General features: G+C 73.0%; 30 protein-coding genes. 16 read left to right on the top strand and 14 right to left on the bottom strand.

The features are described 5' to 3' along the window. Positions 1 to 123: 123 nt before the first annotated feature. Positions 124 to 339, top strand: a complete 216-nt coding sequence (locus AB0K05_RS15020) for a hypothetical protein (protein WP_148035339.1) — start codon at positions 124 to 126, stop codon at positions 337 to 339. A gap of 30 nt (positions 340 to 369) precedes the next feature. Here the strand turns inward: AB0K05_RS15020 and AB0K05_RS15015 are convergent, their stop codons facing one another. From AB0K05_RS15015 to AB0K05_RS15005, 3 genes are all read right to left on the bottom strand, one after another. Then, positions 370 to 999 (bottom strand): response regulator transcription factor, encoded by a 630-nt coding sequence (locus tag AB0K05_RS15015; RefSeq protein WP_333485723.1) that lies wholly within the window; start codon positions 997 to 999, stop codon positions 370 to 372. A 785-nt stretch (positions 1000 to 1784) separates the two neighbouring features. Further along, positions 1785 to 3920, bottom strand: a complete 2136-nt coding sequence (locus AB0K05_RS15010; protein ID WP_364229526.1) for an ATP-binding protein — start codon at positions 3918 to 3920, stop codon at positions 1785 to 1787. Beyond that, on the bottom strand, positions 3908 to 4141 hold the full coding sequence (locus AB0K05_RS15005) for a hypothetical protein (protein WP_364229524.1): 234 nt from the start codon (positions 4139 to 4141) through the stop codon (positions 3908 to 3910). The genes AB0K05_RS15010 and AB0K05_RS15005 overlap by 13 nt, the downstream gene beginning before the upstream one ends. Between AB0K05_RS15005 and AB0K05_RS15000 the strand changes: the two genes are divergently transcribed. From AB0K05_RS15000 to AB0K05_RS14970, 7 genes are read left to right on the top strand one after another with little or no spacing between them, the layout of a single operon-like run. Next, positions 4140 to 4454: a hypothetical protein gene (locus tag AB0K05_RS15000; RefSeq protein WP_364229522.1), complete on the top strand. Its 315-nt coding sequence runs from the start codon at positions 4140 to 4142 to the stop codon at positions 4452 to 4454. The two genes, AB0K05_RS15005 and AB0K05_RS15000, sit on opposite strands and share 2 nt — an antisense overlap. Before the next feature lie 12 nt (positions 4455 to 4466). After that, positions 4467 to 4916, top strand: a complete 450-nt coding sequence (locus AB0K05_RS14995) for a hypothetical protein (RefSeq protein WP_148035344.1) — start codon at positions 4467 to 4469, stop codon at positions 4914 to 4916. A 10-nt stretch (positions 4917 to 4926) separates the two neighbouring features. Beyond that, on the top strand, positions 4927 to 5523 hold the full coding sequence (locus AB0K05_RS14990; protein WP_148035345.1) for a cell wall protein: 597 nt from the start codon (positions 4927 to 4929) through the stop codon (positions 5521 to 5523). Positions 5524 to 5534: 11 nt separating this feature from the next. Beyond that, the gene (locus AB0K05_RS14985) at positions 5535 to 6302 is read left to right on the top strand and encodes a MauE/DoxX family redox-associated membrane protein (RefSeq protein WP_364229517.1); all 768 of its coding nucleotides are present in this window, start codon (positions 5535 to 5537) and stop codon (positions 6300 to 6302) included. Positions 6303 to 6343: 41 nt separating this feature from the next. Further along, positions 6344 to 7327, top strand: coding sequence for an endonuclease/exonuclease/phosphatase family protein (locus AB0K05_RS14980; RefSeq protein ID WP_364229515.1), 984 nt, complete (start codon positions 6344 to 6346; stop codon positions 7325 to 7327). Between the two features lie 59 nt (positions 7328 to 7386). Further along, entirely contained in the window at positions 7387 to 7683 is a 297-nt protein-coding gene (locus AB0K05_RS14975) for a hypothetical protein (protein WP_219542974.1), read from the top strand. Continuing rightward, positions 7683 to 8747 carry a DUF6745 domain-containing protein gene (locus AB0K05_RS14970; RefSeq protein ID WP_271277958.1) on the top strand — a complete coding sequence of 355 codons (1065 nt, stop codon included), beginning with the start codon at positions 7683 to 7685 and terminating at the stop codon, positions 8745 to 8747. The genes AB0K05_RS14975 and AB0K05_RS14970 overlap by 1 nt, the downstream gene beginning before the upstream one ends. Here AB0K05_RS14970 and AB0K05_RS14965 read toward each other — a convergent pair. The 7 genes from AB0K05_RS14965 to AB0K05_RS14935 form a co-directional block, all read right to left on the bottom strand. Continuing rightward, complete coding sequence (locus AB0K05_RS14965) at positions 8723 to 9574, bottom strand: STM4011 family radical SAM protein (protein WP_271277959.1); 852 nt, start codon at positions 9572 to 9574, stop codon at positions 8723 to 8725. The two genes, AB0K05_RS14970 and AB0K05_RS14965, sit on opposite strands and share 25 nt — an antisense overlap. Next, positions 9568 to 10836, bottom strand: coding sequence for an STM4012 family radical SAM protein (locus AB0K05_RS14960; protein ID WP_271277960.1), 1269 nt, complete (start codon positions 10834 to 10836; stop codon positions 9568 to 9570). Before AB0K05_RS14960 ends, AB0K05_RS14965 begins: the two co-directional genes overlap by 7 nt. Then, positions 10823 to 11608: an STM4013/SEN3800 family hydrolase gene (locus tag AB0K05_RS14955; RefSeq protein WP_364229786.1), complete on the bottom strand. Its 786-nt coding sequence runs from the start codon at positions 11606 to 11608 to the stop codon at positions 10823 to 10825. The genes AB0K05_RS14960 and AB0K05_RS14955 overlap by 14 nt, the downstream gene beginning before the upstream one ends. Then, on the bottom strand, positions 11605 to 12651 hold the full coding sequence (locus AB0K05_RS14950; RefSeq protein WP_271277961.1) for an STM4014 family protein: 1047 nt from the start codon (positions 12649 to 12651) through the stop codon (positions 11605 to 11607). The genes AB0K05_RS14955 and AB0K05_RS14950 overlap by 4 nt, the downstream gene beginning before the upstream one ends. Further along, on the bottom strand, positions 12648 to 13601 hold the full coding sequence (locus AB0K05_RS14945; protein WP_271277962.1) for an STM4015 family protein: 954 nt from the start codon (positions 13599 to 13601) through the stop codon (positions 12648 to 12650). The genes AB0K05_RS14950 and AB0K05_RS14945 overlap by 4 nt, the downstream gene beginning before the upstream one ends. Before the next feature lie 200 nt (positions 13602 to 13801). Further along, the gene (locus tag AB0K05_RS14940; RefSeq protein ID WP_364229511.1) at positions 13802 to 14119 is read right to left on the bottom strand and encodes a hypothetical protein; all 318 of its coding nucleotides are present in this window, start codon (positions 14117 to 14119) and stop codon (positions 13802 to 13804) included. A gap of 100 nt (positions 14120 to 14219) precedes the next feature. Continuing rightward, entirely contained in the window at positions 14220 to 14672 is a 453-nt protein-coding gene (locus AB0K05_RS14935; protein ID WP_271277964.1) for a TIGR03618 family F420-dependent PPOX class oxidoreductase, read from the bottom strand. A gap of 76 nt (positions 14673 to 14748) precedes the next feature. Between AB0K05_RS14935 and AB0K05_RS14930 the strand changes: the two genes are divergently transcribed. The 3 genes from AB0K05_RS14930 to AB0K05_RS14920 are packed head-to-tail and all read left to right on the top strand — an operon-like array spanning position 14749 to position 16960. Continuing rightward, the gene (locus AB0K05_RS14930; RefSeq protein ID WP_148035348.1) at positions 14749 to 15084 is read left to right on the top strand and encodes a PadR family transcriptional regulator; all 336 of its coding nucleotides are present in this window, start codon (positions 14749 to 14751) and stop codon (positions 15082 to 15084) included. Then, a complete protein-coding gene (locus AB0K05_RS14925; RefSeq protein WP_219542964.1) occupies positions 15081 to 15995 on the top strand; it encodes a hypothetical protein in 915 nt (304 codons plus the stop codon). Before AB0K05_RS14930 ends, AB0K05_RS14925 begins: the two co-directional genes overlap by 4 nt. Then, entirely contained in the window at positions 15992 to 16960 is a 969-nt protein-coding gene (locus AB0K05_RS14920; protein WP_364229508.1) for an NAD(P)-dependent alcohol dehydrogenase, read from the top strand. Before AB0K05_RS14925 ends, AB0K05_RS14920 begins: the two co-directional genes overlap by 4 nt. Before the next feature lie 48 nt (positions 16961 to 17008). Here the strand turns inward: AB0K05_RS14920 and AB0K05_RS14915 are convergent, their stop codons facing one another. Then, on the bottom strand, positions 17009 to 18193 hold the full coding sequence (locus tag AB0K05_RS14915; protein WP_364229506.1) for an FAD-dependent oxidoreductase: 1185 nt from the start codon (positions 18191 to 18193) through the stop codon (positions 17009 to 17011). Positions 18194 to 18196: 3 nt separating this feature from the next. Next, a complete protein-coding gene (locus tag AB0K05_RS14910; protein WP_148037124.1) occupies positions 18197 to 18883 on the bottom strand; it encodes a helix-turn-helix domain-containing protein in 687 nt (228 codons plus the stop codon). Positions 18884 to 18992: 109 nt separating this feature from the next. Here AB0K05_RS14910 and folE point away from each other — a divergent pair, with 109 nt between their 5' ends. Both folE and AB0K05_RS14900 read left to right on the top strand, forming a co-directional pair. Further along, positions 18993 to 19544: a GTP cyclohydrolase I FolE gene (gene folE / locus AB0K05_RS14905; protein WP_148035352.1), complete on the top strand. Its 552-nt coding sequence runs from the start codon at positions 18993 to 18995 to the stop codon at positions 19542 to 19544. Then, positions 19541 to 19897, top strand: a complete 357-nt coding sequence (locus AB0K05_RS14900; protein WP_222709225.1) for an ArsC/Spx/MgsR family protein — start codon at positions 19541 to 19543, stop codon at positions 19895 to 19897. The genes folE and AB0K05_RS14900 overlap by 4 nt, the downstream gene beginning before the upstream one ends. On the opposite strand, the gene AB0K05_RS14895 is transcribed toward AB0K05_RS14900, so the two are convergent. Beyond that, positions 19886 to 20788, bottom strand: a complete 903-nt coding sequence (locus AB0K05_RS14895) for a transglycosylase SLT domain-containing protein (protein ID WP_364229503.1) — start codon at positions 20786 to 20788, stop codon at positions 19886 to 19888. The two genes, AB0K05_RS14900 and AB0K05_RS14895, sit on opposite strands and share 12 nt — an antisense overlap. Before the next feature lie 82 nt (positions 20789 to 20870). Between AB0K05_RS14895 and AB0K05_RS14890 the strand changes: the two genes are divergently transcribed. The 3 genes from AB0K05_RS14890 to AB0K05_RS14880 all read left to right on the top strand — a co-directional run bounded on the left by AB0K05_RS14890 (position 20871) and on the right by AB0K05_RS14880 (position 23804). Further along, positions 20871 to 21173: a 4a-hydroxytetrahydrobiopterin dehydratase gene (locus AB0K05_RS14890; RefSeq protein WP_364229501.1), complete on the top strand. Its 303-nt coding sequence runs from the start codon at positions 20871 to 20873 to the stop codon at positions 21171 to 21173. Positions 21174 to 21243: 70 nt separating this feature from the next. After that, positions 21244 to 22620: an AAA family ATPase gene (locus AB0K05_RS14885; RefSeq protein WP_364229499.1), complete on the top strand. Its 1377-nt coding sequence runs from the start codon at positions 21244 to 21246 to the stop codon at positions 22618 to 22620. Then, the gene (locus AB0K05_RS14880) at positions 22614 to 23804 is read left to right on the top strand and encodes a tetratricopeptide repeat protein (RefSeq protein WP_364229497.1); all 1191 of its coding nucleotides are present in this window, start codon (positions 22614 to 22616) and stop codon (positions 23802 to 23804) included. Before AB0K05_RS14885 ends, AB0K05_RS14880 begins: the two co-directional genes overlap by 7 nt. On the opposite strand, the gene AB0K05_RS14875 is transcribed toward AB0K05_RS14880, so the two are convergent. After that, the gene (locus AB0K05_RS14875; protein ID WP_364229495.1) at positions 23801 to 25921 is read right to left on the bottom strand and encodes an MMPL family transporter; all 2121 of its coding nucleotides are present in this window, start codon (positions 25919 to 25921) and stop codon (positions 23801 to 23803) included. The two genes, AB0K05_RS14880 and AB0K05_RS14875, sit on opposite strands and share 4 nt — an antisense overlap. Positions 25922 to 26027: the final 106 nt, after the last annotated feature.

The following is a 26027-nucleotide window of genomic DNA, read 5'->3' as shown; positions in this document are numbered from 1 at the left end:
TATCAGAACCCGGGAACGGACAGGTCAGGTGACCCATGCGCCCGGGAACGGGGGCGGGCGAAGCTTCGGATGTCCGGAAGAGCCGGTGACCACCGGCCCCGACATCCAGAAGGGAACATCACCATGAAGCAGCTGCTCGCCATCGCCGGATTCGTCGTCACGATGGCCGCCGCCCCTCTCGCCGCCTCCGCGGCCGCCGACCACCTGCCGATCCACCGGGGCAAGTTCCTCTTCCACAGCGACTGCATCACCGCCGGCCAGCAGGGCATCGACCGCGGCCACTGGTCGCGGTACCAGTGCGCGGAGGGCTGGCTGTGGAACCTGTGGACCGACCGGTGACCCGGCGGGCCCGGGATGGCGGCCCTCCGGTCATCCCGAGCCCAGCCCCGCGTCCCTCGCCCGGGCGATCGCCGCCGCCCTGTCGTGGACCTGGAGCTTGGCGAAGATCGAGCCCACGTGGTTGCGCACGGTCTTGTCGGTGACGAACAGCCGCTGGGCGATCTGCCCGTAGCCGAGCCCGCGGGCCAGCAGGTCGAGGACCTCGCGCTCGCGTCCGGTCAGGGTCGGGAACGCCTCCCTGACCGGCGCGGCGGAGTGGGCGGCGAACAACCCGGCCAGCCGGCCGGCCATGTGCGGGCTGAACACCGCGCCCCCCAACCCGACCGTGCGCAGGGCGAGCAGGATCTCCTCGCGTACGGCGCCCTTGAGCAGGTATCCGCGGGCGCCGGCGCGCATGGCGGCGAGCAGGCTGTCGTCGTCCTCCGACATCGTCATCACCAGCACCCTGACCTCCGGCCGCGCCCTGAGCAACTGGCGGGTGGTCTCGATGCCGGACTGTCCCGGCAGGCCCAGGTCCATCACCACGAGATCCGGGCCCGTCCGCTCGGCCTCCACCAGCGCCTGCTCCCCGGTGGCGGCCTGCGCCACCACCACGAACTCACCGTCCAGACCCAGCGCCGCCGCCAGCCCTTCCCTGAACAGCGGATGATCGTCAACCACCAACACCCGCCACGGCCCCGCACCATCCATCGACCCACCCTCACTCATCCACACCCTCCCCCGAACCAAGAACCCCGGCACACCAACGGAACCAAAAAGCCCAGCGCCCCCGCCGCCGGGGGCGGTCCAGAGGACCGAGAAAGCGGCGCTCACAATCCCACCGCTGGCGGCGGGGCGAAGGCTCAGGAGCGGGACAATCACCCTCCGGACGCCGAGGGCGGTCCGGAGGATCGAGAGGGCAGCGCTCACAATCCCACCGCCGAAGTCAGGGAGGTGCGGGAGGTGACGGTCACGATCCCGCCGCCGGAGGCGAGGCCTAGGTCCGGGATCGGGACAATCACGATCCGGACACCGAGGGCGGTCCGGAGGACCGGGAGTGCAACGGCCACAATCCCGCCACCGAGGACGGTCCGAAAGACCGAGAGAGCGGCGCCCACGACCCCACCGCCGAGGTCAGTTCGAAGGAGCCGGAAGGTGACGCCGGGGGCGGTCCGGAGGACCGGGAGGGCTGCGCTCACGATCCCACCGCCGAGGTCAGTCCGGAGGAGCAGGGGGTGAGGGTCACGACCCCACCGCCGGAGGCGGGGTGGAGGTCCGGGAGGGCTGCGCTCACGATCCCACCGCCGAGGTCAGTCCGGAGGAGCCGGAAGGTGACGCCGAGGACGGGGCGAAGGTCCGGAAGGGTGACGGTCACAATCCGGACGCCGAGGTCGGTCCGGAGCACCGGGAGGGCTGCGCTCACGATCCCACCGCCGAGGTCAGTCCGGAGGTGCAGGGGGTGACGGTCACGACCCCACCGCCGGAGGCGGGGTGGTCCGGGGGACGACCACGATCCCACTGCTGGGGGCGGGGGGATGACCACGGTCCGGACGTCCGGGGTGGTCTGGAAGGGCCGGTGGGGGTGGGGTGGGGAGGGTGGCGGTGATGGTGGTGCCGGTGGGGGTGGGGTGGAGGTCGGCGTGGCCGCCGACCTCCTCGGCGCGTTCGGTGACCGAGAGGAGGCCGGTGCCAGGGATCGTGTCCGCGCCGAAGCCGGTCCCGTCGTCGGTGACGGTGACGGTGAGGGTGCCGGGGGCGGTGGTGAAGGCCACCTCGACGTGGCGGGCGCGGGCGTGCCGCACCGCGTTGGTCACGGCCTCGGCGGCGATGCGGTACGCGGCCGTCTCCACCGCCGGGGCCATCGCGGGGAGCGGCCCGGCCGTGACCGTGACCCGTACGGCGTCCGTGGTGAGGCGGTGCGCCAGGATGCGGGTGGCGTCCAGCAGGCCGCGCTCGACCAGCGTGGCGGGAGCCAGCCCCGCCGTGATGCGACGGATCTCGGCCAGCGCCTCGACGAGCACTTCCGCCGCCGTGCCCAGATGGGCCCGCGCGGCAGGGGACGCCTGCCCGCACGCCTGCGCGACGCCGAGCCGGAGCTGCACCGCGGCGAGCTGAGGGCCGAGACCGTCGTGGATCTCGCGCCGCAGGCGGCGGCGTTCCTCCTCACGCGCCAGCACGAGCCGCTCACGGGCCGCCTGCGCCTCCTCGCCGAACCGCAGCGCGGCCAGCGCCGGCCCGGCCTGGTCGGCCAGCAGCGCCAGCAGCTCGCTGTCGCGCTCGGCAGGGGTGCTCGCCCCGTCGCGGGCCACCTCCAGCCTGCCCACCACCTCCCCGTGGTGGCGCAGCGGGAAGACCTGGGCCGGACCGTCGACCGGGCCCCCGGCGGCGGCCAGCAGGCGGGCGCCGGCGCGGGTCTCGAGCGCGATCCGCGCGCCCGACAACCCCAGATCCTCGACGACGCCGCGGCAGATCTGTTCGGGCACGTCGCCGGGGTGCGGGGCCTGCTGCAACCGGACGGCCAGCGCCCGCACCGCCTCGTGCGGCCGGGCGCGCGGCCCGTAGAAGGCGCGTTCGACGGCCAGGACGGCGTGCCGGACGAGCGGCCGGGCGGCCCATCCGGTCACCAGCGCGCAGCCCGCGACCACGGCCGTGACGGTGGTGCGCCCGGTGAGCAGGGCCGCCCAGGCCGCCATGGCGGCGCAGGTGACGGCGATGACCAGCACCGCCAGGACGAACGCGCGGGCCATGCGGTGGCTGGTCACCCGCTCCAGGCGCCACAGCCCGCCGTGCGAGGCGGCCAGCCCGATCATCGCGACCCACAGCACCACCCCGGCCGACCGGGCCACCATCGTCCAGCTCTCACCCCACAGGTCGGAAAGCAGGAGGCAGGCGTAGAGCGGGCAGGCCGCGGCGATCACCCACCGGGCCGCGCTCCCCCGCCCCGCCTTCGACGCCGCGCGGGCCAGCTCGGCGGTCACCGCCGCCGTCACGACCGGCGCCAGCCAGTCGAGCGCGACCTGGCTGTCGTGCAGCAGGCCGGCGGCCCACGTGGCGGGCGCGGTGCCGGCCCACGGGCTGGCGAACCGGGCCGAGCCGGGGGTGCCCAGCCCCCAGACGACCGCGTACTGGATGCTCGCGGCGGCGGCGGTCACGATCACGGCCGTCCTCGGCCACCGCACGGCCGGGCGGGGCAGCAGGCACAGCGGGAAGAGCAGCACCGTCAGCGGCTGGCAGGCGGTGCCGGCCGCGGCGAGCAGGATCGCGGCGGCGGCGACGGGCGTCCCCGGGCGCTCCACGGCGGCGAGCACGTCGGACATCGCGGGCGGAACGATCCACACGACTCCGGCGGCCAGCACGAGCGCGCCCCTGCGCCGGGCGTAGCGGTCGGCCAGGAGCAGCACCCCGACGACGCACACCGGCAGGCCCACCACCAGCCGGGTCACCTCGGCCGTCATCAGCGCCGCGCCGGAGGAGAGCCGCCCCCATTCCGGCAGCGTCACCGCGGCCCTGGTCACCAGCACCGCCAGCAGCAGCGCGGCGGCCATCCCGGCGAGGTGGGGGCCGCGCGCCTGCCACCGGACGGCGGGCGCTAGCCCACCCAAAGGTCCCAGGTGCCCAGCGCGTAGAAGGACCTGATGCACTGGGGCTTGGTCCACTGCCGCTTGCGCACGCCCTCCTGCCCCGCTTTGAGGCAGCCCGCCTCGGAGTGGTAGGAGGCGATGTAGCGCTTGCCGAGAAGGCTGGCCGCGGCGGGCGTCACCGGGGTGACGGCGACGCAGAGGGCCGTCAGGAGGACGGCGAGCGAGCGAGGGGACCTACGCATGCGAACTCCCGGAGTCACTGAGAGAGATGGATCGCACACTCATTGTAACGGTCGCCTCGCCCGCGCGGGCTGCCCCGCGCTGGAGGACCTGGTCGAGCGGTACCAGAACGCGGGCGGCACGTTCCTCATCTGCTCGATCTGCTTCAACGCCAAGGCGCTCGACGAGGCGCGGCTCATCAAGTCCGCCGAGCTGGGGGGCACGGTGCCGATGTGGCGCTGGATCGGGGACGGGCGAAAAGGGGCATTGACGAAAAATTCTTACATGTTATTCATGGATCAAGTCAGAAACCTTCAGCAGCGAGCGCACCCGTAGAGAGGAACTCGCATGGCTCGAAGCAAGTCCCCCGACCCGCCCGCCGACTTACTCGGCCCCGTCACAGGCGAAGTCTCCTGGTTCTGCTGCGGCACCGCGTGGGGGCCGTGCAGCAGCACCGGCAAGGGAGCGTGCGGCACCTGCAACTCCGGCAGCCTCCAGCACGCCTGGCCCAACACCTCCGACGCCTGCTGGTCGATCACCCGGCCCGACCGGTGCGGCGTCGGGCTGTCGCGCCGGACCTGCGGCTTCCGCCACCGCACCACGGCGTTGTGCGGCGGCGCCAGCGTCGTCACCACGATCGCCGACTGCGGGCCGCAGACCGACCTGTTCTGCGGCGAGCGCAGCTGCTGCGGCGCCACCTGCGCCGACAACCGGCTGATCGACCTCACCCCGGCGGCCTTCAGCCGCATCGCCAGCCTCTCCGCCGGCCTGCGGCCGTGCGAGATCGCGACCGGCTGAGGAGGCGGCGATGACCAGCAGAAGAGATCTGCTCAAGTCCGCCGTGCTCGGCGGCGGCGCCACCGTCGTGGCCGCGACCGCGCTCGGCTCGCTCGGGCCGGAGGCGGCCTTCGCGGAGACCGCGTACGACGCCGAACCCGGCGCCCCCGACCCCGATTTCGCCGAGGGCAGGATCCGTACGATCAAGGACGACACGCTGCTCGTCCTGGGCTCGAACATGGTGTTCCACACCATCCGGATCGTGAACGGGACCAGCCTGTGGAAGCTCGGCCCGGTCCCGTTCGAGGCGGCGAAGCCGGGTGACGGCCTCTACGCCCGCGGGGTGCGGATGCCCGACGGGATGCTCGCCGCCGAGTCGGTCTGGCTCAACATCGTGAACATCAAGGGCCACATCAAGAACATCACCGACGGCAAGCTCCACCTGGACCACCACGGCAAAGAAGTGCTGTGCCACGTCGTGCCCGGCAAGTCCGTCGCGATCCAGGCGCAGGCGCCGCCGACCGCCGACCTGTCGATGCTCAAGGTGAGCCAGCACGTGCAGATCCTCGGCGCCTGGCGGCCCGACACGAACGAGGTCGACATCGCCACCGTCTTCTCCCCCCACTAAGGAGGCACCGCATGCACGGGATCGCCGCGTCGCAGCCGTACGTCCTGGCCTTCTTCCTCGGCTGGGCGGGCCTGCTGAAGCTGTTCAGCCGCCGGACGCGGGCGCAGGCCGGGCAGACCGCACTGGCCCGGCTCGTCGGCGCGGCGCGCGCGGTCCCGGCGCTCGTCGCCGTGGGGCTGGTGGAGGTGGCGGTGGCCGCGGCGCTGGTGCTGCCGCCGTACTCCGCCGCCGAGGGCGCGGCCGCCGCCGTGCTCGCCGCCGGGTTCCTGGCGTATCTCGGCTACGCCCACGTCGCCGCGCCCACCTCGTCGTGCGGCTGCCTGGGCGCCCACTCCCGCCCTGCCGACCGGCGCGGATTCGGCAGGGCGGGGCTCCTTCTCGCCGCGGGCCTCCTGTCGATGACAGCGGGGCCGCACCCGCCGGTCGCGGCGCTCGTGGTGGTGGAGGTGGTGATCTTGCTGGCGCTCTCGGCGGAGCTGGACCGCTACTGGCTCACGCCGTCGCGGCGCTTCCTCGTACGGATGCGCGGGCCGCTCTCCGCGCCGCCGCCGCGCGACGTGCCGCTGGAGACCTCGCTGCGGCTGCTCTACCTCAGCCCCGCGTACTGCTCGGCGTCCTCGCGGCTCTCCTCGGACATCCGGGAGACGTGGGACGAGGACGGGACCCGGTTCGTGGTCTACAGCGCGGGCGCCCGGACGGCGGTGTTCGCGGTGCCGCTCACCGGGGACGACCCGTCGGCCGTCCGCGTCGCGCTGGTCGAGGAGCCCGCACCCGCCTGACGCTCATGGGAGTTTAAGAATGGCCGCCTAGATTCGTGGCCGTGCTCAAGCAAGAGGTTGTGGAGGGGCCGGTGCGGGCCCGGCCGCGGCGGGCTCGGACGGCGCGGCTGACCGTCGTGGTGGCGGTGGTGTTCGCGGCCGGGACGGCGATGCGGCTGGGCGGTCTGGAGACCGGGTTCCTCCTGGTGCCGCTGGTGTCGTTCACTCCGTACTTCGGGGTGGCGGCGCTCGTGGCGCTGGCGTGCGCGCTGTGGGCCAGGAGCCGGGCGGCCGTGGCGGTCCTGCTGGCGGTCTGCGTCTGCCTGGCCTGGCTGGTGGTGCCGCGCGCCGTCGCGGGAGAGGCGCCCGCCGGGGGACGGCCGCTGCGGCTGCTGACCGCGAACCTCAACGGCGGCCGGGGTGACGCCCAGGTGATCGTCGACCTCGTACGGAAGCTCGACGTGGACGTGTTCAGCGTGCAGGAGCTGACCTGGGCCGCGCGGGAGCGCCTGACGGCGGCGGGGCTGAAGAAGCTGCTGCCGTACGAGGTCACCCAGCCGATGCCGCGCGGGCCGGAAGGCAGCGGCATCTACGCGCGTCACCCGCTGCGCGAGCGTTCGGGGCTGTTCCGGCGGGTGGGGCACCACATGCCGGTGGCGCAGGTGGCACTGCCCGGCGGCCCGGCCGTGGAAGTAGTGGTCGTGCACCCGGTGGCGCCGGTGCCGTGGACCGTGGACGAGTGGGAGGCGGGGCTCTCGAACCTGCCGCCCGCCCAGGCCGGGGGTCCGCCGCGCGTCCTGGCCGGCGACTTCAACGCGACGCTGGACCATGTCGTGTTCCGGCGGCTGCTCGGCACCGGTTACACCGACGCGGCGGCGGCCACCGGGAACGGGCTGGCGCCGACCTGGCCGAATCGGGTGCTGCCGCCGCTGGTGGCCATCTCCCACGTGCTGACCGACGGCCGCGGCGGGGCGGTCGCGACGCAGGTCCACGACGTGCCCGGCTCCGACCACCGCGCGCTCTTCGCCGACCTGCGCGTACGGTAGCGGAACTGTCAGTGGGCGCCGGTACTTTGCGATCATCCCCCAACCACGGAGGCTGGTCCATGTACCGTCAGGGCGACATCCTGATCATCCCGGTGCCCGAGGAGTCGGCGCCGGCCACGCTCCGGCCCGAGCCGCGTGACGCGCGCGGCCGCCTGGTCCTGGCCCTGGGCGAGGCCACCGGCCACTGCCACGCCATCCCCGGGCCCGGCACGCTGTCCGGCGGGTTCCTCCACTTGCCCGACGGCGGCCGGCTCGTGCACGAGGAGCACGATCCGATCTCCCTGCCGAAGGGGTGGTATCGGGTGGTTCGCCAGCGCGAGTACGTTCCGGGCTCCTACCGGGTGGTGGCCGACTGATGGAGACCCTGACGTTCGAGCGGGTGGCGTCGTGGGAGCGGGTCGCGTTCGCGACGGGGCCCGGGGGCGACCCGGAGTCCGCGGTGCGGCAGGCCTACCGCGAGGCCGGGCTGGCCGAGCCGGAGCGGGTGATCACGCTCGGCTCGCCGGCGGCGGGAGCGCTCGCCGCCGCCTGGCTCACCGGCGACGCGTCCGTACGCCGGACACTGGCAGAGACCGGCCTGGTGGCGGACGTGCTGCTCCGGATGGGTGAGAGCAACGGGCTGGAGGCCGGGCGGTCGGTGCGGGAGGAGATCCGCACCCGGCCGTGGGCGGCGGCCAGGGCCGCGGCCTGTGAGGCGCTGGGGCATGACGGGTGGTCCGCGCGGTGGGCGGAGACGGGCGGGCGGATCTGGCCCCGGGTCGAGCGGATCGTCGGCGACATCCGCCGCGCCGTGGGCGACCTGGGGGGTGAGTCCCTGCGTCACCACACGCTGGACGCCGTGCTCGGCCAGCACGACGCCCCGTGGCTCTCAGCTTTCGACGGGCTCGACGGGCTCGGGCGGGTGGCCGGGTGCGCCGGGTGGTGGTGGCCGTTCGAGCGGGTGGCGATCGTCACCGGGCGGCCCGCCGAGATCCATCTCGACGAGCTGGGGCGGCTCCACCGCGCCGACGGCCCCGCCCTCGCGTACCCCGACGGGTTCGCCCTGCACGCCTGGCACGGCATGCCGGTCCCGGCCGATTTCGGCGCCGCGATGACCGGCCTGACCGCCGAGCGCATCCGCGAGGAGCAGAACGCTGAGCTGCGCCGGGTCATGCTGGAGCATTTCGGGTTCGAGCGCTACCTCGCCGACTCCGGCGCCCGGCCGGTGCAGCGCGACGAGACCGGGCGGCTGTGGCGCATCGACCTGGCCGACGACGAGCCGATCGCCATGGTCGAGGTGGTCAACTCCACTCCCGAGCCCGACGGCACCAGCCGCACCTACTTCCTGCGGGTGCCGCCGTGGGTGAGCCGGGCACGCCAGGGCGTCGCGTGGACGTTCGGCCTGACGGAGGAGGGCTACCACCCCGAGCGCGAGACGTGAGGCCATGAGGCGGGGATCCGCTCCAGGATCCCCCCGGCGAAGACGTCGTACAGACCGACCGGCTCCAGGTGGACGTACCCGATGTGGCAGTCGCACGAGCCGGCGGGGCAGCCGCGGGGGCGCAACGCCGGCCGGTACGACCCGTCGTAGAGGTTGCCCAGCACCTCGGGGACGAAGTGGCAGCGCCGCACGGTCCCCTCGCCGTCCACCGAGATCACGCTCTCCCCGGTCCGGCACGGCAGGTCCCGGCTGGCGTGCGGGAAGCGGCTGTAGGAGAAGAGCGGGTCGATCTCGGCCCAGGCGCCGGCCTCGTCGTCGGTGTAGAGCCGCCCTTCTTCGGCGTTCACCCACAGGTACGTCTCCGCGGGCAGGTCGGCCCTGAGCCGGCGGGCGTGCTCCAGGTGCGCCGGGTCGCCGACGATGCCGACGCTGTGCCGTACCGGCAGCGAGCGGATCTTGGCCACCATGCGCTCGTAGGGCACCTGCGTGGGGTGGTAGGTCACCCAGAGCGCGGCCCGGTCCGATGCCTCGGCGAGCCAGCCGGTGCGGCAGCTCAGGTTGGTCTGGATGGCGACCCTGCGCACGTTCGGCAGCCATGACAGCGCCACCAGCGCCCGCCGGTACCACGACCTGACCAGGCCCTCGCCCCACGGGGTGAACAGGATCGAGAGCTCGAAGTCCTGCGCGGCGGCCCAGGCGGCGAACCGCTCCAGCGCGGCCCGGTCGGCGCGCAGTCGCTCGGGCGTGTCGCGGCGCTTGGCGAACGGGCAGTAGGCGCAGTCGTAGTCGCAGCTCGACAGCGGCCCCCGGTAGAGGATCGTCAGCACGGCCGGTAGCCCTCCATGAGCGCCTTGACCTCGGGCGAGAACAACGCCGGCCCGATCCCGTCCGAGTAGGCCAGCCCTTCGGCGGTGAGCCGCACGACGGACGGTTCGACCACCAGGCGGTCGCCGAACCGGTCCAGCGGGAAGTCGTCGAGCACGTCGGTGCCGAACCGGGCGCGGTAGAAGCCCCGGTCCAGCCCTTCGACCTGGAGCAGCGACTGGATGAGGTGCCGCCGCCCGCGTTCGGCGGCGGAGAGGGCGAAGCCGACGTTGGCGACGCCGAAGTCGTCCCGGCTCACGTAGTCGTCGATGATGGCGCGCACCTGCCGCGCGCCGACCGCGTACTCGAAGGAGTAGTGGAGCCGGCTGGTGTACGAGCGGGCGCCGCAGCCCAGGCCGACCATGCCGTCGGTCTGGCAGCAGTAGGCCGGGCCGGCATCGCCGCCCGGCAGCCGGAACATGCGCATCGACACCTGCTCGTAGCCCTCGGCCAGCAGCCGGTCGCGGCCGATCCGGTACAGCTCCAGCCGCTGGTCGTCCCAGGCCCGGCCCAGCTTGCCGAGCCCGGTCAGCGGCCGGACGTACAGCGGGTACAGGTAGAGCTCCTCGGGCCGCCAGGCGAGCGCCGCCTCCAGGGAGTGGAGCCACGAGGCGGGGGTCTGGCCGTCGATCCCGTAGATCAGGTCGATGTTGAGCACCGGGACGCCCGCCGCGCGGATGGCGTCGAGCGCCGCCTCCACCTCGGCGCGTTTCTGCGGGCGCACGGCCGCGCGCGCCTCGGCGTCGACGAAGCTCTGCACGCCGATCGAGATCCGCGCCGTCCCCCGCTCGGCCAGGACGGCGAGGCGGTCGGGGGTGGCGGTGGCCGGGGAGGTCTCGACGGACAGCGGGATCGCCGTCAGGTCGACCCCCATGGCCCGTTCGGTCAGGTCGAACAGCCTCGTCAGCTCCCCGGGGGTGAGGTAGGTGGGGGTACCGCCGCCGAACGCGGCCGTGGTGAACGCCGGTGGCTCCGGCAACGCGTCCCTCACCTGCGCGGCCTGCCGTTCCAGGGTGTCGAGGTAGGCGCCGGTCAGCTCTTCGGGCGCGCCGGTGCGGGTGAACAGGTTGCAGAACCCGCAGCGCATCTCGCAGAACGGGATGTGCATGTACAGCGCGCCGGGCCGCTCCCCCGCCCACACCTCGCGCAGCGGGGGGCGCGGGTCGAGCGGGCGGTAGGCGGTCTTGTGGGGATAGGCGTAGACGTATCCCTCATAGGGGCGCATGGGGCTCCAGGATGAAGTGGGTGTACGGGACGGTCCACACGACCTCGTGGCCGATCCGGTGTCCGGCGTGGCCTTCCTCGCCGTACGCGGTGCCGTGGTCGGAGCAGACGATCACGAGGCAGGGGCGGCGCATGAGGGCGTAGAGCCGGCCGATGTGCCGGTCGACGTACTCCAGGGCGGCCGCGTGGCTCTCCCTGGAGTCCTCGGCGGCGCCGGGCAGGTAGCAGCGGTTCGGCTGGTGCAGCGCGGACACGTTGACGAACAGGAACAGCCGCCCCCGCGTCCGGCGCACGACCTCGGCCGCGCGGTCGATCTGGTGCTCCAGCGAGTGCGGGTCGGTCACCCCGAAGGCGGGCTCCCAGTGGCTCTCGGCGAACAACTCCGGCAGCGCCGAGCCGAGCGGGGTCAGCTTGTTGAAGAAGCCGACGCCTCCGACGCACACCGTGTGGTAGCCGGCTCGGGCCAGCCCCGCGGGCAGGTCGGGCGCGTCGAACACCCAGGTGTCTGGCGCGGTGGTCTCGCTGCCGGGGAAGGTCGCGGCGACCAGCCGTGGATGCGGGCCGGGTGTCACGGGCGTGGGCAGGAATCCGGCGAACATGGCGGCGTGTGAGGCGTAGGTGAAGCTGCCGGGGCTGTGCCGCCGCTCCCAGCGCACCCCTGGCGGAAGAAGGTTCCGCAGCCGCCCGGCCTCGGCCAGCTCGGCCGCCACGTCGTAGCGGAGCGTGTCGAGCGTGACGAACAGGATGTCGTGGCTGCCCACCACCGCGTTCATGTCCACCGGGCCAGCACCGCCTCCACCTGCTCCTCGTACGTCGACCGGCCCTTGCCGGAGAAGTCGGTCAGGCCGGGCAGGAGGTCGCCGAACGCGTTCACCTCGGCCACGGCGACGGACTGCCGGCCGGACCCGATCATGACGTCGACCCCGGTCATGAGGCTGCCGGGGAAGCAGGCGGCGGCCCGCGCGGCCGCGTCGAGCACCGACTCCCAGAGCCGCGGCCGGGACCGGACGGTTTCCAGGTCGCCGCGCCGGCCGCCCAGATGGAGGTTCGTCATGGGCGCGTTCCCCACCCGCACCACGGCGTGCGTCGGCGCTCCGCCGACCGTCACCACCCGCAGGTCGTACGGCGCGCCGCCGGTCGACGCCTTCGGGAACCACCGCTCGACGTGCAGCCCGTCGGGCGCGAGGTGGTCGACCAGGCACCGCACGTCGGCCTCGTCCCGGTAATCGCGCACCCGCAGCGAGTTGTGGAACCCCGTCCCCGTCCGGGCGGCCGAGGTGATCGCCCGGACCCGGCCGGCCGCCGCCTCGAACGCGATCACCCCGGACGCCGACGAGCCGTGGGCCGGCTTGACGAACACCCGGGTCCAGCCCCGCCCGGCCATCGAATCGCGCAGCTCCTCGTACGAGCGGGCCTCGAAGGCGGGCGGGACGGGCACGCCCGCGCGCTCCAGCACGGCGTGGCAGCGCCGCTTGTCGAACATCACCCCGATCTCGTCCACGTCGGCGAGCAGCGTGACCCCGGGGATGGCGGCGACCGTGCCGAGCCCCGCCAGGAACGCGCGGTACCAGGCGGCGCCTCCGCCGACCCGGCTCGGGTCGCCGGGCCCGCGCAGCAGCGCGTCGGTCCCCGCGTCCTCCCCCGGCGACTCGACGCGGAGCAGCGCGCCGGCGGGCGCGCTCACCTCCCGGCCCGCGAGCACGTCGCGCCAGGAGATCACGTGCGGTTCGGCGAGCCCGTACGCGAGCGCGGCGTCGCGGAAGAGCGAGACACGGCGGTCACCGGGCGTGCCGACCACGGCGAGCCGCACGGTCACTCGCTCACCGCGATGTAGCGCCAGTCCTCTTCCGGGGTCTCCTGCTCGCTGAGGTCCACCCGCACGCCGGGAAGCGCGTCCGCGACGCGGCGCATCATCGATGCGGTGAGGTAGTGGTGGTGCAGGTCGAGCGCGCGCAGGTGGGTCAGGGGCTGTCCGGTGAGCAGCGACTCCGCGCCGGCGTCGGTGAGCGCGCCCATGGACAGGCCGAGCGACTCCAGGCGGGCGACGACGGGCGCGGTGGCGACGGCGGCGGCGATCTCGTCCTGGATCTCGCTGTCCTGCAGGCCCAGGTGGCGCAGCGCGGGCAGGCGCTCACCGGACAGGATCGGGGCGAGGTCGGAGACCGCGGTGTCGCCGCCGTAGTTCTCCTCGCCGAGCCAGAGCTCCAGGTGTTCCAGGGCGGGCAGGTCGCTGGCGGCGATCGCGCGGGTCATCTCGCCGGGCAGCCCGCCGGTCTCGACGCGAAGGATGCGCAGGGCCTGGTGGCGCACGGGGCTCAGCCCCAGTCCGCTGCCGCCGCGGACCTCCAGCCGCGTCAGCCGGGGGTACGCCTCCAGCAGCGGGGTGATGTCGGACTGCCGGATCCAGGAGATCTCGGCCTCCTGCGACGTGATCGCCCCCAGGAACAGCGAGCGGAGCTCAGGGAGGCGGGAAGCGTTGTCGGCGAGCCTGCTGACGATGTGTGCGGAGTTCTTCGTGTAGCACTCCTCCCAGGCGCCGATGACGACCGCCTTCACCCGGCTGGTGTCGACGTGCTCGAAGAACCAGTCGAACCCCTCGTCCATGGTGTCGGGACCGTCGCCCCAGTCGTTCGCCTGGAACCGCCAGGCGGCGGCATCGGCGGCGGGCAGGTCGTCGTCGTCCGCGAGCACATGCACCACGGGCAGACCGGCGTAGGTGTCGTTATGGGGCTGCTGGTAGCCGAAGACGTGGTCGTATTCGATCATCGAAGGTTCCTCTGCTGGGGGTCCGGCGCGTCCTGTCCTACCAGAGCGGGGCGACATAAAGGACTTGTCATGGACGACAGGACTTTCGCCGTTAGAGCAGAGACGACAGAGAGTGCGGACGCCTCGACAGCACCTGAAGAGGGTTCGCACTCTCCGCGTATCACCAGAAAGCGTTACGCGCTTTCAGCGGAGTCGCGTGTTCAGCGACATCCTGGGGCGTTGCGCTCGATGTCGCAGATGTCCCACGGGGGCGGCCCATCGGGGTATCTGTCGCCGCCACCTGACCCGCCGTCGGGGGTCCCGCCGTCGGAGGGCAGTTGCGGCGTACCACCACCGCCGCCACCACCACCGCCGCCGCCTCCGCCTCCGCCGGGGGTGCCGCCGCCGCCCTGCCCCTCGCACACATAGAAGTCGCAGTTCGGCGGCATGGCCGCGGCGGGACCGGCGCTGATCAGGGTCGCGGCGCCCACCGAGAAGAACATGGCCATGACCATGACGGCCTTGCGCTTTCTGTTCATTCGGTCATCTCCTTTCGTGAGTAAGACACACGAAAGGATCTCCGGCCGGCCTTGGAAGCAGGTTGTGGATCAATGAGAGCCTGACTGGACGCGACAGGTCCTAACCGTCGAGCGCCGTTCCGTACAACCGGTCCGCCTTCAAGCGGATGACCACCCGGCGCTCGGCGACCAACTGCTCCAGGAACGCGTCTCCGTCCTCGGGCCTCGCGTCCTCCGGGATCATCGCGAGCAGTTCCCGCCCCACCGCGTCGCCCGGAACCGTCGTGATCTCGGAGACCTCGGCCTCGCCGTCGGCGGCGGCGAACGACCACACGTCGCCGCCCTGCACGTGCAGTGCCGCACGCGGGTTGTGCCGCAGATGCCGGACCTTGATCCGGTCGGCCGTCGTCGAGAAGCGCACTATGCGGGCTTCGGGATCCCAGCTGTAGAGCATGGTCGTCAGATGGGGGTGGCCACTGCGCTTGACAGTGGCGAGCGTGCCGAACCGTTGCTTGCCGAGCAGGTCGGAGAGGGCTTCGTCAGAGAGGGGCCGAGGCGCCGGTCCTTGGGTCATGACCTGATCAACGTCCGCGGCCTGCCGGGAATTTCCCTCTTGTCCGTACTGTGTGCCACACAGTATCGTGTGAGACGTGATAGAGGATGACGTACTGGCCACGCACCGCCAGGAGATCCGGCGGGGCACCATCGTGCTGGCCTGCCTGCTGATCCTGCGCCGCCCCGGCTACGGCTACGCGCTGCTGGAGACGCTGGAGAGCTGCGGGTTCGCGGTCGACGCCAACACGCTCTACCCGCTGCTGCGCCGGCTGGAGAAGCAGGGACTGCTGACCGCCGAGTGGAACACCGACGAGTCGCGCCCGCGCAAGTACTACGTGACCAGCCCCGACGGGGCCGAGCTGGCCGACATCCTGTCCCGCGACTGGGACGAGCTGCACACCGCCTTCACCAAGCTCAGGGACGACGAATGACCACGCTCACCGACCGCTACGTCGCCGAGGCGCTGCGCGGCATCCCCGAAGGGCAGCGCCGCGACATCGAGCTGGAGCTGCGCTCCTCGATCGCGGACGCCGTCGAGGTGCGGCTCCGGACGGGCGAGGACGAGTCGCGGGCCGAGGTGGAGGCGCTCGCCGCGCTCGGCGACCCGGCCCGGCTGGCCGCCGAGTACGCGGGCCGGCCGCTCCACCTGATCGGGCCCGCGCTCTACCTGAGCTACACGCGCCTGCTGAAGACGCTGCTGACGACCGCCGTCCCGCTGGTGTTCCTGGGTGCGAGCGTGGTGGGGTTCGCGCGGGGCGGGCCCGCCGGGCGGGCGCTGTGGGAGGCGACCGGGACCGCGCTGACGGTGGCGATGCACGTCGCGTTCTGGGTGACGCTGGTGTTCGCGGCCGTCCAGCGGGCGCCGTCGATGCGCGACAGACGGCCGGCCCGGTGGGATCCGGCCACGCTGCCCGAGCTGCCCGCGCGGCGGATCGACCGCACGTCGCTGATCGGCGGCACCTCGGTCGCGACGGTCCTGATCTGCCTGCTGGTGCTGGTCCAGCTCTACGGGCCGGTCCCGGTGATCTCGCCGGGGCTGTGGGAGTCCGGCTGGCTGTACCTGGCGGTGGTGTTCGCCGCCGTACGGATCGGCTTCGACCTGGTCGGCTACTACGTGGGCTGGGGCGTCCCCCAGGCGGTGGCGCACGCGGTGATGGGCCTGGCGTTCGTCGTGCTCGGCGTGTGGGTGACGGCGGGCGGGGCGCTGCTGAACGACGCGTTCCTGGAGGCCATGGGCTGGCCCGAGGGCGTGGTGACGTGGGTGGTCGTGATCGTCGTGGTCCTCATGGCGGTCAACGACTCGATCAACGGGTTCGTCCGGGCACGGAGGAGGAAGGCATGAAGGCGATCATGCAGCGGGCGTACGGCCCGCCCGAGATCTTAAGGATCGGAGAGGTGGACCGGCCGGCGCCCGGTGACGGCGAGGTGCTGGTACGGGTGCGCGCCTCGTCGGTCAACTTCGGCGACCTGGTCACCACCAGGGGCGTGCCGTACGCGGCCCGGCTGGTGCTGGGCCCGCGCCGGCCCCGGCATCGGGTGCCCGGCCACGACCTGGCCGGCGTGGTGGAGGCGGTGGGGCCCGGCGTGACGCGGTTCGGGCCGGGTGACGCGGTGTACGGCGAGGTCGTGGCCGGGGCCTACGCCGAGTACGCGCGGGTGCCGGAGAAGTTCCTGGCGGCCATGCCCGGCGGGCTGAGCTTCGAGGAGGCGGCCGCGGTCCCCGTCGCGGGCAACACCGCGCTGAAGGGCCTGCGCGACGCGGGCAGGCTGCGGGCCGGGCAGTCGGTCCTGGTCAACGGCGCCTCCGGGGGCGTCGGCACGTTCTCGGTGCAGGTCGCCAAGGCGCTGGGCGCCGAGGTCACCGGGGTGTGCCGGACGAGGAACGTCGAGCTGGTCCGGTCGCTCGGTGCGGACGAGGTGATCGACTACACCCGTGCCGACTTCGCTCAGGCGGGGCGGCGCTTCGACGTGATCCTCGACCTGGTCGGCAATCGGTCGCTGCGGGAGCTGGCGCGCCTGCTCAACCCCGGCGGCGTGCTCGTGCTCTCCTCCGGAGGCGGCGGCACGTGGCTCGGCCCCATGGGCCGCATCCTCCGGGCCGTCGTGATGTCGCCGTTCGGCGACCGTACGCTCCGGTCGTCCGTCGTCGGCCGGAGCGCCGGCAACCTTGCCACGCTGAAGGAGCTCATCGAGTCCGGCGCCGTCCGCCCGCACGTCGAGTGCGCGTACCCGCTGGGCGAGGTCCCCGACGCCCTGCGTCACTTCGAGGAACGGCACGCCCGATCGAAGATCGCCATCACCGTGTGACGCGGGCGGCCGGGAAGCCAGGGTAGCCCGGGCTTCCCGGCCGTCTCGTCATGCCAGGGTCTCGGTGAGGGGGACGGCCGGGTCGGCCAGCTTGGCCCGGTCGGCCGGGGCCGCGGCGCGGATCAGGGTCTTGATGTCGTCGGTGACGTCCCAGACGTTGACGTTCATGCCGGCCACGACCCTGCCCTCCGCCAGCCAGAACGCGATGTACTCGCGGGAGTCCAGGTCACCGCGGATCACCACGTCGTCGGCCTCGCCGGGGCGGACGTAGCCGGTGTACTCCATGCCCAGGTCGTACTGGTCGGTGTAGAAGTAGGGCAGCCGGTCGTAGGACGCCTCCCTGTCCAGCATCGCGGCGGCGGCGACGGCCGGCTGGTTGAGCGCGTTGGCCCAGTGTTCGACCCGGATGTGGGTGCCGAGCAGCGGATGGTAGGCGCGGGCCACGTCGCCGGCGGCGAAGACGTCGGGGTCGGAGGTGCGCAGCGAGGCGTCGACCACCACGCCGTCGTCGACCTTGAGCCCGGCCGCGACGGCGAGCCGGGTGTCGGGCTCGACGCCGATGCCGGCGATGACGGCGTCGGCCTCGACGCGGGTGCCGTCGGCCAGCCGGACGCCTCCCGCGATCTCTTCCACCTTGACGCCGAGCCGCAGGTCGACGCCGTGGTCGCGGTGGAGGTCGGCGAAGGCGGCGCCGAGCCGCGGGCCGAGGACGCGCAGCAGCGGCGCGCCGTCGGACTCAAGCAGGGTCACCTCCACGCCGGCGGCGCGGGCGGCGGCGGCCACCTCCAGGCCGATCCAGCCGGCTCCGATGATCACCACCCGGGAGGCGCGGGCCAGGACGTCGCGGATGCGCTCGCTGTCGTCGACCGACCGCAGGTAGAGGGCGTCGCCCGGGAGGCGGCGCGGGGTGGCGCCGGTGGCCAGCAGGAGTTTGGCGTAGTCGAGCCGCGCGCCGTCGGACAGGGTGACCTGGTGGGCGGCGCGGTCGACGGCGGTGACCGAGGTGCCGGTCAGCACCTCCACCTGCTGTTCGGCGTACCAGGCCGCGTCGTGGACGAAGATCTTGTCGCGCTCGGACTTGCCCTGGAGGTAGGACTTCGACAGCGGGGGACGTTCGTACGGCAGGTGCGGCTCCGCCCCCGCCAGGACCAGGCGGCCGTCGTAGCCCTGCTCGCGCAGCGCCTCCGCGGCCTTGGCGGCGGCCAGGCCGCCGCCGGCGATCACGTAGGTCATCGGTCAGGCTCCTCTCAGTTCGACGCAGCAGGCGCCCGGCCGCGGGGCCAGCACGGCCTCGGCGGTGGACGCGTCCAGCCCTTCGAGGAACCCGGCCAGGAACGCGTGGTTGATCGCGCACACCAGATCGGGGTCCTTGGCGGCCAGCGGGTGGAAGGGGCAGTTGAGCAGCCGCAGCAGGGTCGGGCTCGCTCGTACGGGCTCGAACCCGTGGCGTTCGAGCACCTGCCCGGCGCACGTCAGCGCGCGCTCGGCGCCCAGCCTGCCCGGCTTGGCCCGGTCGCGCTCGGCCGCACCCAGCTCGCGTCCGCGTGCTGCGGCGGCGCGGAGCGCGGCCTCGCGGCCCGTCTCCTCCGGACCCTGGACGCGCAGGCCCTCCAGGAGGATGCCGGCGAGCAGCTCGTGCTCGCGCGGCGGGATGCTGACCCGCACGTCGAGGCCGGTGGGCTGGTAGACCTTGGGCGCCCGGCCGACCGGGCGCGGCTCCCCCGGACGTCCGTATCCGGCGGACAGCAGCCCGACCGCGACCAGCTTGTCGAGATGGAAGGCGGCGAGCTTGCGCGAGATGCCGACGCTCTCGGCGGCCTCGTCGCGGGTGACGGGCCGGTCGGCGCGCCTGATGAAGTCGTACATGCGCCGCCGCAGGTCGTCGCTGAGCACCGCGACGGCCGCACGGGCCTGCTCCGACATCGTCACGCCGTCAGGTTAACACCCATGACTGCTGGCGAAACAGGTCACTATTGACCAAATATGGGGATATGACTAACACTTGTTGGTGAAAATAGGAGGTGGTCCCTTGATGGACCTGGCCGAGGCCGAGCACGCGGCCGAGCGGTTCCTGGCGGCGCTGGGCGTCGACACCGACGAGGAGAGCCTGCGCGAGACCCCGCGCCGGATGGCGCACGCGTACGCCGAGATGCTGAGCCCGCGCCCGTTCGAACTGACCACCTTCCCCAACGACGAGGGCTACGACGAGCTCGTCCTGGTACGGTCCATCCCCCTGCGGTCGATCTGCGAGCACCACCTGCTGCCGTTCACCGGGCTCGCGCACGTCGGCTACCTGCCGGGCAAGCGCATCGTGGGGCTGTCGAAGCTGGCCAGGGTCGTGGAGCACTTCGCCTGCCGCCCCCAGGTGCAGGAACGGCTGACCCGCCAGGTGGCCGGGTGGCTGCACGACCAGCTCGACCCCGAGGGGGTCGGCGTCGTCATCGAGGCCGACCACACGTGCATGACGCTGCGCGGCGTGCAGGCTCCCGGATCGCGCACCCTCACCTCCACGCTGCTCGGTACGCTGCGTGACGACGCCCGCGCCCGGGCCGAGTTCTTCGCTCTCACGGGACTGCCGAAATGATCGAGATCTGGATCAACCCCGACTGCTCGAAGTGCCGCGCCGCCCTGTCGATCCTGGACGCCGAGCAGGCCGGCTACACCGTCCGCCGCTACCTGGACGACCCGCCGACCGAGCAGGAGCTCCGCGACGTGCTGGCCAGGCTGGGGCTGGAGCCGTGGGACATCACCCGCCACGGCGAGCCGGTCGCCGCCGAGCTGGGCCTGGAGACCTGGCCGCGCACCCCGGAGAGCCGCGACCGCTGGATCGGCGCGCTGGCGGGCCATCCGATCCTGATCCAGCGCCCGATCATCACCGCCGCCGACGGCGCCGCCGTGGTCGCCCGCACCGAGGAGGCGGTCCGGTCAGCCCTCTGACGGGCCGGTGACGCGCCGCTCCCCCTTGGTGGTGATCACGTACACCTGCCAGTTGTAGTAGACGTAGTAGTTCACCGGATCCCGCTTGATCTGGCGGGCGTGCGACTGGATGGCGTTCACGTACCGCTGGGAGGGGTTGTAGGCATGCAGCGCGCGCCCGTAGTCGCGGGGCGCGCCGGTGGCGCGCAGGTAGTTGGCGGCGGCCATGACCGCGTCGCGGTGGTCCTGGACGTCGCCGCCCATCCCGTACGCCTTCCAGGTGGCGGGCATGAACTGCATCGGCCCCTGCGCGCCGACGTGGCTGGCCGACCTGACCCGGCCGAACTTCGTCTCGGCGAACATGACCGCCGCCAGCACCTCCCACTCCACGCCGAAGCGGCGCTCGGCCTGCTTGAAGTAGCGGAGCAGCTCGGCGGCGGGGCGGGCGTCGCGGGTCCTGATGACCGACGTGCTCTTGACGGGGTGGGCGAGGGCCAGCAGCTCGCGGATGGCCCGGGTGTCGTCCCTGGCTCCGGCGGCCAGCCGCTCGGGCAGGCGGGCGAACGCCTTCTCGGCGATCTCCGGGTTGCGCGCGGCGAACCGGTGGATGCGCTGGTGGTGGAGGGCGAGGAGCTCGACGTCCTCGGGCGGCTCCCGCTTCTTGTCCCAGCCGTCGATGGCCTCGGCGAGGGCCTCGGTGGTCTTCTCCAGCGCCGCGGCCAGCTTCGCCGGATCCTTCGGGATGCGTTCGTCCGGATCGGGCAGGTCGGGGCTGGGTTCCGAGGCGGGGGACGCGGTGGTGGGCGCGGTGGTGGGCGTGGGGACCGACGGCGGGGCGGCGCTCTCCTGGGCGGCGCAGCCCGCGGCGGCCGTGAGCACCACCGCCGCCGTCACGACGCGGAAGCTTCGCATGGGCGGCCAATCTACCCGGTGTGTGAAGGTCCGTTCCGGTGGTACGCCAAGGGTGACGGCCACTTACCGCAGGGAGCACATCATGACCGAACTGCTCAACCGTGACGAGATCGACACCGCGCTGGTCGCGCTGGAAGGCTGGCACAGCGAGGGGAACGCCCTGGTCAAGGACGTTCCGATCACGCCCGACAGCTTCGGCTGGCTGAGGGAGGCGGTGCTGAACGAGGCTGACGAGATGAACCACCACCCGGACATCGACCGCACCGACAGCGGCGTCCGCTTCCGCCTCTGGACGCACAGCGCGGGCGGCGTCACGCCCAAGGACGTGGAGCTGGCGGCCCGCATCGACCAGGTGCTGAGCGGCGCCACACGCGACAAGGGCTGAGGTCCTGTCCCGATTTCGGTAGCTTACGTAGTTCTGAACCACCGGAATCGCGACAGAAGGGACCCGGCACGTGGTCGACGACCCCGGTTTGAGGGCGCTCAGCGAGGCCGCGCGCCTCTCCCCGGACAACCTCCCACTGCGCCGGCACCTGGCCGAGCAGCTGCTGGGCAAGGGATATCTCGCCGACGCGGAGGCCGAGTTCCGTGCCGCGCTCGTGCTCGCGCCCAAGGACCCGGACATCGTGGCCGGGCTGGCCGAGGCGTTCGTCCGGCAGAGCTCGTACGGAGAGGCGCTGTCGGCGCTGGAGCCGCTGCTGGCGGAGGGCGGGTACCCGCCGAAGGTGGGCGTGCTGGCGGCGCGCGCCCTGCTGGGTGAGGGCGACCTGCACAAGGCGGCCTACCGCTACCACGAGGCGGTCTCGCGTGACCCGTCCGTCGCGGACGCCGACCTGGCGGGCCGCCTGGTGGCCCCGCCACCGGTGGTCGCGGAACCCGCCGGGCCGCCCGCGGGAAACCCGCCCGCCCCGCCCGCGTACATGGCGCCCTCGTCCGTCACCCACGAGCGCTCGACCGCGGAGGTCGAGCGGTCCGGCTTCAGCTTCGCCGACGTCGCCGGGATGGACGAGGTCAAGGAGGCGCTCCGGGTCAAGCTGCTGCTGCCGATGCAGCAGCCCGAGCTGTTCGCCGCGTTCGGCAAGCGGGCCGGCGGCGGTGTCCTGCTGTACGGGCCGCCGGGAGCCGGCAAGACGCACCTGGCCAGGGCCGCCGCCGGGGAGCTCGGCGCGGCGTTCGTGAGCGTCGGCCTGGCCGACATCCTCGACATGTACATCGGGTCCAGCGAGCGGAACCTGCGCGCCACGTTCGACCTGGCCCGCCGCCACCGGCCGTGCGTGCTGTTCTTCGACGAGGTGGACGCGCTGGCGGCGCGCCGCTCCGACATGCGCCAGACGCACAACCGGCAGCTCGTCAACCAGTTCCTGGCGGAGCTGGACGGCGTGGACCAGAACGCCAACGAGGGCGTGCTGGTGCTGGCCGCCACGAACGCGCCCTGGTACATCGACGTGGCGTTCCGCCGGCCGGGCCGGTTCGACCAGCTCGTCTTCGTACCGCCGCCGGACGCGGACGCGCGCGCGGCGATCCTGCGCATCCTGTGCCGCGACAAGCCGCTGGCGGAGGTCGACTTCGGCGCGGTGGCCAAGGTCACCGACCAGTTCGTCGGCGCCGACCTCAAGGGCGTGGTGGACCGGGCGGTCGAGGCCAAGCTGCAGGAGTCGATCCGCGCGGGCCGGCCGGTCCCGCTGTCGACCCGCGACCTGCTGGCCGCGGCCAAGACGGCCAGGCCCACGTCCGTGCGGGAGTGGATGGCGACCGCGCGCAACTACGTGATGCACGCCAACGAGTCGGGCGCCTGGGACGACCTCATGCCGTACATCCAGCGCAAATGGTGACGGTCCGCGACTCGCTGGAGCGGGCACGGCTGTTACTGCAGATGGGCCGCCCGGCGGACGCCGAGCGGGAGCTGCGCGGCGTCCTCACCGAGGAGCCCCAGCACGCCGGCGCGCACGCGCTGCTCGGCCTGGCGCTGGTCCAGCAGGACCGTACGGACGAGGCGCTGGAGGAGTCGCGCGAGGGGGTGCGGCTCGCGCCCGACCACTACGTTCCGCACTACCTCTCCGGCCAGGTGCACTTCCAGGCGGGGCTGGTCGACGAGGCGGTCCGCGCGGTCGTCGCCGGGCTGGCGCTCTCACCCGAGCACGCCCCGTCCTGGGAGCTACTGGCGCGCGTCCACATGACCAGGCACGACTGGCCCCAGATGGCCGAGACCGCCGGCCGCGGCCTGGGGCTGGACCCGCAGCACGCCGAGCTGGCCAGTCTGCTGGCCATCGCCCTGGTCATGCTCGGTCAGAACGAGCGCGCCAGGGCCGTCGCCGCCCAGGCGGTCGGCAACGACCCGGAGAGCGCGCTGGCGCACTGGGCCTACGGCCGCGCCGCGCTGGCCGCCGGCGACCCGAGGACCGCCGCCGAGTCCTTCCGCGAGGTGCTCCGCCTGGACCCGGGCTTCGACGCGGCCAGGGACCTCCTGGTGTACGCGCTGAAGCAGCGCAACCCCGTCTACCGCCTGCTGGCGAAGCTGCGGTTCCGGGTGAGCTGGCGGCTGCTGTTCCTGCTGCCCGCGCTGCCGCCGGTCATCGCGGTCTTCGTGATCAGCGCGCTGCTGCACTGGGCGGCGTGGGTGGCCGAGTCCTGGACCACGCTCCGGCTGGCCAGGGCCAAGGCCACCCGCCTGCTGTTCGAGGGGGCGGCGGGCCGGGTGTCCCTGCTGTGCCTGGCCCTGCCGGTGGCCGGCGCGGTCATGCTCGGCCTGGGCATCGGGCTCGGCCTGGATGTCCTCGGCACCGCCGGCGTGGCGACCATGGCCCTGGTCACCCCGGTCCAGGAGGCCGTCCACACCGGTTCGGCGGCCGGCCGGCGCATCCTGGCCGTCTGGGCGGGGGCGCTCGCGGTGACGATCGCCGTCGCGGTCGCCACCTCCTCCTTCGCCCCCGCCATCCTGTCCCTGTACGCCGCCCTGGCCACGATCTGGATCGCGGCCGGCGTACGGAAGATCTTCCGCCCTCGCCAGGCGGTCTAGCGGGACAGGCGGCTCGGCCACCACATGCGGCGGCCGATGTCCAGCGACAGCGCGGGCACCAGCAACGAGCGCACGATCAGCGCGTCCAGCAGGACGCCGAAGGCCACCAGGAAGGCGAGCTGGATCAGGAACAGCAGCGGCAGCACGGCGAGCGCCGCGAACGTCGCCGCCAGCACCACGCCGGCCGAGGTGATGACGCCGCCGGTGAGCGTGAGGGCGCGCAGGGTGCCCTCGCGCTCGCCGTGCCGGATCGTCTCCTCCCTGGCCCGGGTCATCAGGAAGATGTTGTAGTCGATGCCCAAAGCCACCAGGAAGACGAACGCGAACAGCGGCACCGCCGGATCGGCGCCCGGCAGGTCGAGCACGTGGTTGAAGATCAGCGCGCCGACGCCCAGGGCGGTGGCGAAGGACAGCACCGTGGTCGCGATGAGCACCAGCGGGGCCACCAGCGAGCGCAGCAGCGCGATCAGGACCAGCAGCACGACGAGCAGCACGAGCGGGATCACCACCCGCAGGTCGCGCGCCGAGGTGTCGAGCGTGTCCAGGGTGACCGCCGCAGTGCCGCCGACCTGCGCGTCCGCTCCCGGCACCGCGTGCACGGCGGCCCGCAGGTCGCGGACGACCTCGACGGCGGCGGTCGACTCGGCGGGCTCGCCGAGCGTGGCGTGCAGCAGCGTCCGCCCGTCCACGACCTTGTCCACCCGGGTGACCTCGGTGACGCCCGCCACCCCTTCCGCGGCGGCCTTGACCTGATCCGCCTGGTCGGCCGAGGTGAGGATGGTGGCGGGCGTGGCCGAGCCGGCGGAGCCGAAGCCGCGCTCCAGCGTCCGCTGCCCGGCGACGGACTCGACCTCGGTGCGGAACACGTCCAGCTGCGAGGTGCCCTCGGCCTTGAACTGCGGCACGAACGCCGCCGCCGCGGCCAGCGCCACCACCGTGATGACCCAGTACGCGCGCGGCCGCCGTTCCACGGACCTGGCCACGCGGCCCCACAGCCGGTGACGGCGCACGATGGCGGCGGTCGAGTCGGCGTCGGCCTCCTGGTCGCCGGTACGCGGCAACAGCGGCCAGAACGCGGCCCGGCCGAGCAGCAGGAGCACCGCGGGCAGGAACGTGAGCGCGGAGACGAGGGCGGCGGCGATGCCGAGCGCGGCCACCGGGCCCAGCCCGCGGTTCGAGGCCAGGTCGCTGGCCAGCAGGCAGAGCACGCCGAGGATGACGGTGCCGCCGGAGGCGACGATGGGCTCGACGGTGCCGCGCACCGCCACCCTGATGGCGTCGATCGGCCGTTCCTTCTCGTACAGCGCCTCCCGGTAGCGCGCGACCAGCAGCAGGGCGTAGTCCGTGCACGCGCCCACGACCAGGATGAACAGGATGCCCTGGCTCTGCCCGTTCAGCTCGATCCAGCCCGCGTCGGCCATCAGATAGACGACGAAGGCGGCCAGCACGAGCGCGAGCATGGCGGAGACGATGACCACGAGCGGCAGCAGGGGCGACCGGTAGACGGCGATGAGGATGACCAGCACCGCGCCGAGCGCCACGAGCAACAGCGTGCCGTCGATGCCGCCGAACGCCGCGCCGAGGTCGGCGCCCAGCGCGGCGGGCCCGGCGACCTGCACGGTCGTGCCCTGGGCCGCGCTGTCACCGAGCAGGGCGCGCAGCTCGTCGACGGCGACGTCGGCCTCGACCTGGTCGCTGATCGGCACGACGAGCTGGGCGACGCTCGGGTCCTCGGTCCCCGGGATGGGCCCGGCGACCTTGCCCTGGATCCAGGGCTCGGCGGAGATCCGTTGCGCGTCCTGGGCGATCTCGGCCAGCCGTTCCCGGGAGAGCGGCTGGTCGGCCGAGTAGACGACGAAGGCGGGCACCGCGTCGCTCTCCTCGAAGGCCTCGCGCGCCTCCTGGACCTGCGTGGACTCGGCGCCGATGGGCAGGAAGGCAGACTGGTCGTTGGTCTGCACCTCGGTCAGCTTGCCCATGAACATGCCGAGCGGGCCGGCTCCGAACAGCCAGACCACGGCGATCAGCACGGCCGCGCCGTACCAGGCTCGGTGCCGCCGCGGCCGGGCATGACGGCGCTCCGTACCGGTCCGCGTGCGGGTGTCGTGAACGGACATCCTGCGCCTTCCCTCGATAATCAAGTTACTTGAAAATCAAGATACATGACGCGCGAACGGGCCCCCACACCGCCCCCCTGAGCTGCCCCTACAATGACGGGCGACA

It is taken from the genome of Nonomuraea sp. NPDC049486 (assembly GCF_040676925.1).
In the GTDB taxonomy this organism is placed as follows: domain Bacteria; phylum Actinomycetota; class Actinomycetes; order Streptosporangiales; family Streptosporangiaceae; genus Nonomuraea; species Nonomuraea ferruginea.
This window is presented reverse-complemented; position numbering and strand designations above follow the sequence as displayed.